Source organism: Kitasatospora sp. NPDC008050 (assembly GCF_042957465.1).
GTDB lineage: Bacteria > Actinomycetota > Actinomycetes > Streptomycetales > Streptomycetaceae > Kitasatospora.
This window is the reverse complement of record NZ_JBIBIJ010000037.1, coordinates 22672-34749: the sequence shown is the minus strand read 5'-3', so window position 1 is coordinate 34749 and position 12078 is coordinate 22672. Positions and strand designations below refer to the sequence as shown.

At 75.0% G+C, this 12078-nt stretch carries 1 protein-coding gene; it reads right to left on the bottom strand.

Going from position 1 to position 12078, the window contains the following annotated elements; all coding sequences use genetic code 11:
- Positions 1-143: 143 nt before the first annotated feature.
- A complete protein-coding gene (locus ACFZB9_RS36270; RefSeq protein WP_391454351.1) occupies positions 144-12011 on the bottom strand; it encodes an SDR family NAD(P)-dependent oxidoreductase in 11868 nt (3955 codons plus the stop codon).
- Positions 12012-12078 lie beyond the last annotated feature (67 nt).

Sequence of the window (12078 nt, the reverse complement as noted above, 5' to 3'; positions counted from 1 at the left end):
AGGTAACCCCCAGTCAGCCCTCCGACCTTGCGCTGCCACCCCTACTTCCGCGGAGCGACCCCCTAGATCGCGGGATCGCCGGATCCCCGCGGCGGTGCGGCCGGCGCGTGAAGGGCGCCGGCCGCACCTGTGCGGTATCTCCGTCAGCGGATGCCGAACTCGTCGCCGATCATGCTGACGAGTTCTTCCGCGGACACCGAGTCGAGATCGAGGTCGTCGTCCTCGTCATCGTCCCGGGCAGGTCCCTCCTCCAGCTTGGCCAGCAGCACCCGCAGGCGGCTGGCCATCGCCGGGCGTCCGCCGTCCTCGCCGGCGAGGGACTGCACGGCCGTCTCCAGTCCTTCGAGCGCCAGCAGGACCGGGCTGGTGTCCGGCACGCTGCCGAGGGCGAGCCGGTCGAGCAGGAACTCGGCCAGCGCCGTCGGGGTCGGGTGATCGAAGATCAGCGTTGCCGGGAGCCGTACGCCGGTGACGGCGCCGAGGCGATTGCGCAGGTCCACCGCCATCAGCGAGTCGAATCCGAGGCTCTTGAACGCCCCGCCGGCCGGCACCGCCGCCTCCGAGGGGAGCCCGACCGCCCTGGCCGCCTCCGCCCGAACCAGGTCGGTGAGCGCCGTCTCGCGTTCGGTCTCCGGGAGGCGGCGCAGCCGTTCCACCAGGCCGGCCGAGGCGACGGGGGCGAGCGTGCGGCGGGCGTTGCCCGCCAGGCCCCGCATCATGGCGGGGACCGTCTCGCCACCGAAGCCCTCGGTGCGGACCGCCGGGTCCAGCTTGAACGGCAGGAGGACCGTCTCGCCGGACGCGAGGGCCGCGTCGAACAGCTCCATGCCCTCATCCGCGCCGAGCTGCAGCAGGCCGGCCCGGGCGATCCGCTTGAGGTCGGCCTGGCCGACCGCGGCGGCCATGCCCCCGCTGCTCTCCCACGGGCCCCAGCCCAGCGAGACCGCGGGCAGCCCCGCCGCGGCGCGGCGCACACAGAGCGCGTCCAGGAAGGCGTTGGCCGCGGCGTAGTTGGCCTGCCCGGCGCCACCGAGCGTCCCGGCGAGCGAGGAGAAGACCACGAACGCCGTGAGGTCGAGTCCCGACGTGAGTTCGTGCAGGTTCAGCGCCGCGTCGACCTTCGCCCTGAGCACCCGGTCGACCTGCTCGCGCTCCAGCGAGCCGAGCAGTCCGTCGTCCACCACGCCGGCGGTGTGGACCACGCCGGACAGCGGATGCCGTGCCGGGACGGCGGCGAGCAGCTCGGCGAGCGCCTGCCGGTCGGCGACATCACAGGCGGCCAGCCGGACGGTCGCCCCGAGGGCGGTCAGCTCTTCGCGCAGCCCGTCCGCGCCGGGCGCACCGGCCCCGCGCCGGCTGGCCAGCACGAGGTGCCGCACGCCGTGCTCGGTGACCAGCCGCCGGGCGACCAGGCTGCCGAGCAGCCCGGTGGCTCCGGTGACGAGCACCGTGCCGTCGGGGCTCCAGGAGGACGCGGGCCCGGTGTCCCCGGCGTCCCGGAGCGGGGTGAGACGGGGGGTCAGCAGCGTGCCGCCGCGGACGGCGATCTGCGGTTCGCCGAGGGAACGGGCCAGCTCGACCGCGGCCGGCAGGGCGCGGTCGGCCCCTGACAGGTTGTCGAGGTCGACCAGGACGATGCGGTCGGGGTTCTCCAGCTGGGCTGCCCGGCCGAGCCCCCAGAGGGCGGCGCCGGCGAGGTCGTCGACGCCTTCGCCCGCCTGGGCCGCGACCGCGCCCCGGGTGCAGAGCACCAGCCGGGCGGCGGCGAGCCGGTCGTCCGCGACCCAGAGCCGGAGCAGGTCCAGACTCCGGTGGACGCTCTCCCGGACCACGGCGGGGTCCAGATCGGCTCCCGCCGCCGGCGGCGGGCACGGGACGAGCAGGGTGTCCGGAACGGCGGCACCCTCATCGAGTGCGCCGAGCAGTGCGGCGAGGTCGGGGTAGCGGTCGGCGGGCCGGCCGAGCCCGGTCAGGGCGTCGGCGCTGCCGAGCACGGCCCAGCGGCCGTCGTCCGTGCTGCCGGGCACGGCCGGGGCCGGGATCCAGGAGGTGCGGTGCAGCCCCTCGCGGCCGCCGGCGGCGCGGGCGAGCTGGTCGCGGGAGGTCTCCCGGACGGTCAGCGCCTGGACGGCCGCGACGGGCCGGCCGACCGAGTCGGCGATCGACAGCGCGACCGTCTCGGGGCCGGTCTCGAAGAGCCGGACCCGCAGCGCCCGCGCCCCGGCCTGGTGCAGGGAGACTCCCTGCCAGGAGAACGGCAGGCGGGGGCCGGGCGAATCGGGCCGCTGGGCCGTGGGCAGGAAGCCGAGGCCGTGCAGGGCCGCGTCCAGCAGGGCCGGATGGGCGGCGAAGGCCGACACGGAGTCGGCCGCCTCCTCGGGCAGGGCGACCTCGGTGAAGACCTCGCCGCCGCGCCGCCAGGCGGCGCGCAGCCCGCGGAAGGTGGGGCCGTAGGTGAAGCCGGCGTCGATCAGCCGCTCGTAGAAGCCGTCGAGGTCCACCGGTTCGGCGCCCTCGGGCGGCCAGACGCCACCCTCGTCACCGCCGGCCGGCGACTCGGCCCCGGGGGCGAGCAGACCCTCCGCGTGCCGGATCCACTCGGCGGTGGGCGTGGCGCGCGAGTAGACGGCCACCGTGCGACGGCCGGAGTCGTCCGCCCGGCCGACCACGACCTGGATCCGGACACCGGACCGGTCGGGGAGGATCAGCGGGCTCTGCAGCGCGAGGTCCTCCAGGACCTCGCAATCGAGCTGGGCCCCGGCCCACAGGGCGAGTTCGACGAAACCGGTGCCCGGGAAGAGCACGTTGTCCAGCACCGCGTGGTCGGCGAGCCAGCGCTGGCTGGTGGTCGCGAGTTCGCCGGTGAACAGCACCTCGTCACCGGAGGCGGAGGCCACCCAGGCGCCCAGCAGGGGGTGCCCGGTGGTGTTCAGGCCCGCCGCGGCGAGATCGCCGTGGTCGGCCGGCAGGTGGTCGGGCCAGTAGCGGTCCCGCTGGAAGGCGTAGGTGGGCAGGTCGACCCGGGCGGCGCCGGTGCCGGCGAAGACCGCCGGCCAGTCGACCGCCACACCGGAGGCGTGGACGGCGGCGACCGCCGCGAGCAGGGTCTCGGCCTCCGGCCGGTCGCGGCGCAGTGCCGGGACGCAGGCCGGGCTCCGGTCGCGCCGGGCGGCGTTCGCGGCGGCGTCCAGGCAGTCCTGCGCCAGCGGGGTGAGGACGCTGTCCGGGCCGAGTTCCAGGAGGGTGGTGACCCCTTGGCGGGCGAGGGTCACGACACCGTCGGCGAAGCGGACCGTCCTGCGGACGTGCTCGACCCAGTACTCGGGTGCGCAGATCTCCTCGGCGGTGAGCAGTTCGCCGGTGGCGTCGGAGACGATCGGGATCTGCGGCGGCTGCCAGGACAGACCGGCGACGGTCCCGGCGAACTCGGCCAGCATCGGCTCCATCAGCGGGGAGTGGAAGGCGTGGCTGACCGTCAGCTGCCGGGTGCGGCGGCCGGCGGCCGCGAAGTGGTCGGCGAGCTTCCCGACGGCCTCGCCCGGTCCGGAGACCACCAGCGCCTCGGGGGCGTTGACGGCGGCGATGCCGACCGTGCCGGCGTCGGCTCCCAGGACCTCGGCGAGCGCCGCGGTGACCTCGGACTCGCCGGCGGCCACCGCCAGCATCGCGCCGCCCTCGGGAAGCGCCTGCATCAGGCGGCCGCGGGCGGCGATCAGGGTGCAGGCGTCGGCGAGGGAGAGCGACCCGGCGAGGTGGGCGGCGCTGATCTCGCCGACCGAGTGGCCGAGGAGGTACTGCGGCCGGACGCCCCAGGATTCGAGCAGCCGGAAGAGTGCGACCTCGACCGCGAACAGTGCGGGCTGGGTGAACGAGGTGCGGTCGAGTTCGGCCGCCTCCTCGGTGCCCTGGTCGGCGAAGACGACCTCGCGCAGCGGCCGGTCGAGCAGCGGGTCGAGCAGCGCGGCCGCGCTGTCGAAGGCCTCGGCGAACACCGGGAAGGCCTCGTGCAGGCCGCGGCCCATGCCCGGGCGCTGAGCGCCCTGGCCGGAGAGCAGGACGGCGAGTCCGCCGTCCATCGCCGTGCCGCGGATCAGCTCGCGCGGGGCCTCGCCGGCCGCGAGGCCGGTCAGCGCCGTGACGGCCTGCGTGACATCGGAGACCAGCAGCGCGGCACGCTCCGCCAGGGCGGCCCGGCCGGTGGCGAGCGAGTAGCCCAGGTCGGTGAGGTCCGCTCCGGGGTGGTCCCGGAGGGTGTCGATCAGCCGCTTCGCCTGGGCGCGCAGGCCGGCTTCACTGTGACCGGACAGCACCCACGGCACGGCCGGGAGGGCGGCCGGTTCGGCGGGGCGGTCGGCGGGCTCGTCCGCGGGGGCCTGCTCCAGGATGACGTGGGCGTTGGTGCCGCTGACACCGAAGGAGGAGACCGCCGCCCGGCGGGGGTGGCCGGTCCGCGGCCACGGCCTGGCCTCGGCGAGCAGTTCCACCGCGCCCGCGGACCAGTCCACGTGCGGGGTGGGCTCGTCGATGTGGAGCGAGCGGGGCATCAGGCCCTGCTGGAGCGCCATCACCATCTTGATCACGCCGCCGACGCCGGCCGCGGCCTGGGCGTGGCCGATGTTGGACTTGATGGAGCCCAGCCACAGCGGCTGGTCCTCGGGCCGGTCCTGGCCGTAGGTGGCCAGCACCGCCTGGGCCTCGATCGGGTCGCCCAGGGTGGTTCCGGTGCCGTGGGCCTCGACGAGGTCCACGTCCGCGCTGGACAGTCCGGCGTTGGCGAGGGCCTGGCGGATCACCCGCTGCTGGGACGGGCCGCTCGGGGCGGTCAGACCGTTGGACGCGCCGTCCTGGTTGATCGCCGAGCCGCGCAGGACGGCGAGCACCGGGTGGCCGTTGCGCCGGGCGTCGGACAGTCGTTCGACCAGGAGCAGGCCGACGCCCTCGGCCCATCCGGTGCCGTCCGCCGCGGCGGAGAAAGCGCGGCAGCGGCCGTCGGAGGACATGCCGCCCTGCCGGTGGAAGTCGTCGAAGAGGAACGGGCTGGCCATGATCGCCACACCGCCCGCCAGCGCCAGGTCGCACTCGCCGTTGTCCAGCGACTGCATGGCGGTGTGCAGGGCCACGAGCGAGGACGAGCAGGCGGTGTCCACGGTCACCGCCGGTCCCTCCAGGCCCAGCGTGTAGGAGACCCGGCCGGTCACCACGCTGGTCGAGGTACCGGTCACGCCGTAGCCGGCCATGCTCTCCGAGCCGCGCGGGAACAGCGCCGCGTAGCCCTGTGCGGAGGCGCCGACGAACACGCCGGTGCGGCTGCCGCGCAGCGAGGTGGGGTCGATCCCGGCCCGCTCCACGGCCTCCCACGCGGTCTCCAGCAGCAACCGCTGCTGCGGGTCCATGGTGAGCGCCTCGCGGGGGGCGATCCCGAAGAATCCCGCGTCGAACAGCGCGGCGTCGTGCACGAATCCGCCCTGCTGGGGCGGGGCCGCGGCAGCCTCGGCCGCGGCCGGCTCCCGGGTCGCCCAGCCGCGGTCGGTCGGGAAGCCGGAGATGCCCTCCCGCTCCGCCACGACGAGGTCCCAGAGGTCCTCGGGGGTGGTGATCCCGCCGGGGTAGCGGCAGGCCATGGCCACGATCGCCAGCTCGTCGTCGGCCGGGCGCGCCGGGCCGGCGGCCGCGGTGGCCGGCGCGGCGGGCTCGGCGGTCGCCGACTCGCCGAGCAGCTGATCGTGCAGGTGCCGGGTGAGGTGGTTGGGCGTGGGGTGGTCGAACACCAGGGTGACGGGCAGCCGCAGCCCGGTCGCGGTGGCCAGGCGGTTGCGGAACTCGACCGCGCTCAGCGAGTCGAAGCCGAGTTCCTTGAACGGCTGCGCGGCCACGATCGCCTCGGTGTCCGCGTGTCCGAGCACCGCGGCGGCCTGTCCGCGGACCAGCTGCAGCAGGGTGCGGGTCCGCTCGGGGCCGGTCAGCCGGACCAGCTGCTCGCGCAGCGAACCGGCGTCGGCGGCCGAGGAGCGGGCGCTGCGGCGGGCGGTGGTCCGCACCAGGGCCCGCATGATCGGCGGCACCGCGGTTCCGCGGGCTCCGATGGCCGCCGGGTCGAGCCTGACCGGCACCAGGACGGCGCTGTCCGTGCGGCAGGCCGTGTCGAAGAGCGCCAGGCCCTCCTCGCTGGCCAGCGGCAGGACGCCGCCCCGGCTGAGCCGGTTCATGTCGCGCTCGTCCAGGTGCGCGGACTGCTCGCTGCGCTGCTCCCAGAAGCCCCAGGGCAGGGAGAGCCCGGGCAGGCCGGCGGCCCTGCGGTGCTGGGCCAGGGCGTCCAGCATCGCGTTGGCGGCGGCGTAGTTGGCCTGGCCCGGTCCGCCCATGATTCCGGCGAGGGAGGAGAAGAGCACGAAGACCGAGAGTTCCATGTCCGCGGTCAACTCGTGCAGGTTGATCGCGCCCTGGACCTTGGGACGCAGGACCGCGGCGGCCTGCTCGGCGCTCATGGACTCGATCAGTCCGTCCCACAGCACGCCGGCCGCGTGGATCACGCCGGTGAGCGGCCGGTCCGCTGGGATGGCCGCCAGGACCTCGCGCAGCGACTCGCGGTCGGCCGTGTCGCAGGCCGCGACGGTGACCTGGGCTCCGGCCTCGGTCAGTTCGGCGGCGAGTTCGGCGGCGCCGGGGGCCTCGGCACCGCGGCGGCTGGTGAGGACCAGGTGGCGCACGCCGTGCCGGGTGACGAGGTGGCGGGCGAGCAGACCGCCGAGCAGGCCGGTGCCGCCGGTCACCAGGACGGTGCCGTGCTCCGGCCAGAGCGGCCGGGGGATGGTCAGCACGGCCTTGCCCACCAGGCGGGCCTGGCTCAGGGCGCGGAACGCGTCCCTGGCGCGCCGCACGTCCCAGGTGGTCACCGGGGAGTGCCGCAGGATGCCCGCCTCGAACAGCTCCAGGATCTCCAGCAGCATCTCCCGCATCCGGTCGGGGCCGGCCTCCAGGAGGTCGTACGCCTGGTAGCCGACACCGGGGTACTGCTCGGCGGTCTGCTGCGGGTCGCGCTTGTCGGTCTTGCCCATCTCCAGGAAGCGGCCGCCGCGCGGCAGCAGGCGCAGGCCCGCGTCGACGAACTCCCCGGCCAGGCAGTCGAGGACCACGTCCATGCCCCGGCCGCCGGTGGCCGCCAGGAACTGCTCCTCGAACTCCAGGGTGCGGGAGTTAGCGATGTGCTCGGTGTCCAGGCCGTACGCGTGCAGGGTCGGCCACTTGCCGGGGCTGGCGGTGCCGTAGACCTCGGCGCCCAGGTGCCGGGCCAGCTGGGTGGCGGCGACGCCGACACCGCCGGCAGCGGCGTGGATGAGCACCGACTGTCCGGGACGCAGTCCCGCGAGGTCGACCAGGCCGTAGTAGGCCGTCGTATAGGCCACGGGCACGGCGGCGGCCTGGTCGAAGGTCCAGCCCTTGGGCATCGGGACCAGCAGGCGCTGGTCGGTCACCCCGACCGGCCCGAACGTCTCGGTGCACAGGCCCATCACCCGGTCGCCGGCCGCGAGGTCGTGCACGTCGGAGCCGACCTCGATCACCACGCCGGCGACCTCGCCGCCCAGCCCGCTCAGTCCCGGAACGAGGTCGAGGGCGACCACGACGTCCTTGAAGTTCATGCCGACGGCACGGATCGCCAGCCGCACCTGATGGGGCGCCAGCGGCTCCAGGGCCTCGCGGTAAGGAACCAGCTCCAGTCCCTCGAAACTGCCGGGGCTGGTGTTCTCCAGCCGCCACGCGCTCTCCCCGACCGGCGGGAGTGCGGTCGCGGTGCGGTCCCAGCGCACCAGCCGCGGCACGGTGGTGCGGCCCGCGCGGACGGCCAGCTGGTCCTCGCCCGAGGCCAGTGCGCCGCCGAGGGCGGCCAGCGATTCCTGGCTGCCGTCGAGGTCGACCAGGACGAACCGTCCCGGGTGCTCCGACTGGGCGGACCTGACCAGGCCCCAGACTCCGGAGGCCGCCAGGTCGGTGACGTCCTCGCCATCCTGTGCCGCCATCGCCCCGCGGGTCACCAGCACCAGCCGGGTGCGCTCCAGGCGCTCCTCGGCGAGCCACGACTGCACGAACTCCAGGAGGGTGACGACCGGTTCCCAGGCGCCGGGCCCACCGGTGTGCTCGGGGACGGGATAGAGCACGGTCCCCGGCGCGTCGGCGGCCGAGAGGAGGTCGGACAGACCGGCGAACAGCGTGCTGCCGGGCAGCGCCGCGGCGAGGCCGCCCGCCTCGCCGAGGACGGCGCAGGGCGGCGTCGTGCCCTCGATCTGGGCGGCGCGCCAGTCGATCCGGTAGAGCGAGTCCTCCTTGGCCGCCGACAGGGCCGCGCCGTTCATCGGACGGACGATCAGCGAGTCGACGCAGGCGACGCGGCCACCGGTGTCGTCGGTCAGCAGCAGCGAGACGGTGTCCCCGTGCTCCCGGGAGATCCGCACGCGCAGGCGCGAGGCGCCCGAGGCGTGCAGTTCCACGCCGGACCAGGAGAAGGGCATGCCCACGCCGTCCTGCCCGGTGCCCATGGCGAACATCGCGTGCAGGGCGGCGTCGAACAGCGCCGGGTGCAGGCCGAAGCGCTCGGCCTCGGAGGTCTGCTGCCGCGGCAGCCGGACCTCGGCGAACACCTCGGAGCCACGGCGCCACAGCGCGGTCAGCCCCTGGAACTCGGGGCCGTACTGGTATCCGGCCTGGGCCATCCGCTCGTAGAGGCCGGCCGTGTCGACCGCCTCGGCGCCGGCCGGCGGCCACGACTCGGCCGAGGGCTCGGCGGCCTCGGGCCGGGCCTCGGCAACGGTGCCGGTGGCGTGCCGGGTCCACACCACATCGGTGCCGCTGCCCTCGGGCCTGGAGTAGACGGTCAGCAGGCGGGCGCCGGTCTCGTCGGGCGCCTCCAGCCGGACCTGGACCACGATCCCGCCGGTGCGCGGGACGATGAGCGGCACCTGGAGGGTCAGCTCCTCGATCCGGCCGCAGCCGACCTGGTCGCCGGCCAGCACCGCGAGTTCGACGAAGCCCGTCCCCGGGAACACCACCTGGTCCATGACGGCGTGTCCGGCGAGCCAGGGCTGGGTGCGCAGCGACAGCCGGCCGGTGAGCACCGCGCCGTCGTCGCCGGCCGTCAGCATCAGGGCACCCATCAGCGGGTGGTCCACCGAGCCCAGGCCCACGGAACCGACGTCTGTGCCCGCGCCCCGGGTGTCGGACCAGAAGTGCTGCCGCTGGAAGGCGTAGGTCGGCAGCTCCACCCGCTCGGCACCGGTGCCGGCGAACACCGCGGGCCAGTCCACCCGGGCGCCGCCCAGCTGGGCCTCGGCGAGCGAGGTCATCATCCGGGCGAGGCCGCCCTCGTTGCGGCGCAGCGTGGCGCAGGCCCGCGCCGCGTTCCCGCTGTCCTCGATGATCTCCTGGAGGAACATCATCATGACCGGGTGGGGGCTCATCTCGATGAGGATCCGCCGTCCGTCGCGGAGCACCGACCGCACCGCCTGCTCGAACTCCACCGGCTGGCGCATGTTGCGCCACCAGTAGTCGGTGTCGAGCCCGGCGGTGTCCAGCTGGCCGCCGGTGACGGTCGAGTAGAACGGGACGTCGCCGGGCCGCGGCGCCACCGGCGCCAGATCCGCCAGGACCCGGTCGCGCAGCACGTCCACGTGGGCCGAGTGGCCCGCCCCGCTGGCGCTGGTGATCCGGCGGGCCCGCACACCCTCGGCGTCGCAGGCCGCGACCAGTTCGTCGCAGGCCTGTGGGTCCCCGGCGACGGTGCAGGACCTGGGGCTGTTGACGGCGGCCACCGAGAGGCGCTCGCCCCAGCGGGCCAGCATCTCCGTCACCTGACCGACCGGCAGGAGGACCGAGACCATGCCACCGCGCCCGTCCAGCGTCAGCCAGGCGCGGCTGCGCAGCACCACCACCCGGGCGGCGTCCTCCAACGACAGCCCGCCGGAGACGTACGCGGCGGCGATCTCGCCCTGCGAGTGCCCCACGACCGCGGTCGGCTCGACCCCGAAGGACCGCCACAGCGCCGCGAGCGACACCATCATGGTGAACAGCACGGGCTGGACCACGTCGAGGCGGTCCAGCGAGGGGGCCCCGGGTTCGTCCCGCAGGACGTCCAGCACCTTCCAGTCGACGAGCTTCTCGATCGCCTCGGCGCACTCGTTGGCGGCCGCGGCGAAGACCGGGGAGCTGTCGAGCAGTTGCCGTCCCATGCCGACCCACTGCGAGCCCTGGCCGGGGAAGACGAAGGCGACCTCGCCCTTGACCGGGGATCCGAGGGCGAGGGTGTCGGCGGTGCGCTCCTCGGCGAGTGCCGCCAGACCGTCGAGCAGCCCCGCGGTGTCGTCGGCCACCACGGCGGCCCGGTACTCCAGGGCCGTGCGGGTGGTGGCCAGGGAGTAGGCGACGTCGGCGGCGGCCTGCGGACGCTCCGTCAGCTGGTCGAGGAGCTTGCGGGCCTGGGCCCGGAGCCCCTGCTCGCTGCGTGCGGACACCAGCCACGGCACGGCCGGGAGTTCCACCGGCGCCGCGGCCGCGGCGGCGGGCTCCGCCGTCGGCTCCTCGCCCTCGGGGGTCTCGGGAGCCTCGGGGTCTTCAGTGGTCTCGGGAGCCTCGGGGGCCTGCTCCAGGATGACGTGCGCGTTGGTGCCGCTCACACCGAAGGAGGACACTGCGGCCCGGCGGGCGGCGCCGGTCGCCGGCCACTGCTTCGCCTCGGTCAGCAGCTCCACCGCACCGGCCGACCAGTCCACGTTGGGGGTGGGCCGGTCCACGTGCAGGGTCTTCGGCAGCCGGGCGTTGCGGATCGCCATCACCATCTTGATGACGCCGGCGACGCCGGCCGCGCCACCCGTGTGGCCGATGTTCGACTTCACCGCGCCGAGCCAGAGCGGGCGGTCCGCCGGGCGGGCGCTCCCGTAGGTGGCGAGCAGGGCCTGGGCCTCGATCGGGTCGCCCAGGCTGGTGCCGGTGCCGTGGGCCTCGACGGCGTCCACGTCCGCCGCGGAGAGCCGGGCGTTGGCGAGGGCCTGGCGGATCACCCGCTGCTGGGAGGGGCCGTTGGGCGCGGTCAGCCCGTTCGAGGCACCGTCCTGGTTCACCGCGCTGCCCCTGAGCACGGCCAGCACCGGGTGCCCGAGCCGCTGGGCGTCGGAGAGCCGCTCGACCAGCAGGACGCCGGCTCCCTCGCTCCAGCCCGCGCCGTCCGCGGCCGCGGAGAACGCCTTGCAGCGACCGTCCTCGGACAGGGCCCGCTGCCGGGACAGCGCGATGAGGACGGCGGTGGTGGACATCACCGTGACACCGCCCGCGAGCGCCAGGTCGCACTCGCCGTCGCGCAGCGACTGGGCGGCCAGGTGGAGGGAGACCAGCGAGGACGAGCAGGCGGTGTCGATCGTCACGGCCGGCCCCTCCAGGCCCAGCACGTAGGAGACCCGGCCGGAGAGCACGCTGTTGGACGTGCCCGTGGAGGCGTAGTTGTCGATCCCCTCGGCCGAGGCGGCCAGGATCGTGCCGTAGTCCTGCTGGTTCATGCCGGCGAACACACCGGTCCGGCTGCCGCGCAGGGCGGACACGTCGATCCCGGCCCGCTCCAGGGCCTCCCAGGAGATCTCCAGCAGCAGCCGCTGCTGCGGATCCATCGCGGTCGCCTCGCGCGGCGAGATGCCGAAGAAGCCCGAGTCGAACTGCGCGACGTCGTGCAGGAACCCGCCCTCTCGCGCATAGCAGGTTCCGACCCGCTCGGGGTCCGGGTCGTAGAGGCTCTCCAGGTCCCAGCCGCGGTTGTCGGGGAACCGGCCGATCGCGTCCCGGCCCTCGTCGACCAGGCTCCACAGGTCCTCGGGGGACCGGACCTCTCCGGGGTAGCGGCAGGCCATGCCGACGATGGCGATGGGCTCGGTGCTCCGTGACTCCAGGTCGGCCAGCTTCTGGCGCGCGCGGTGGAGGTCCGCGGTCACCCACTTGAGGTAATCGCGAAGTTGCTTCTCATTGGCCATCGGAGTCACTCCCGGTCGTTGGAACTGCGAGTCTGGGGCGGTGTGTTGCGGCCCGAGGCGGGCGGCAACGACGCGG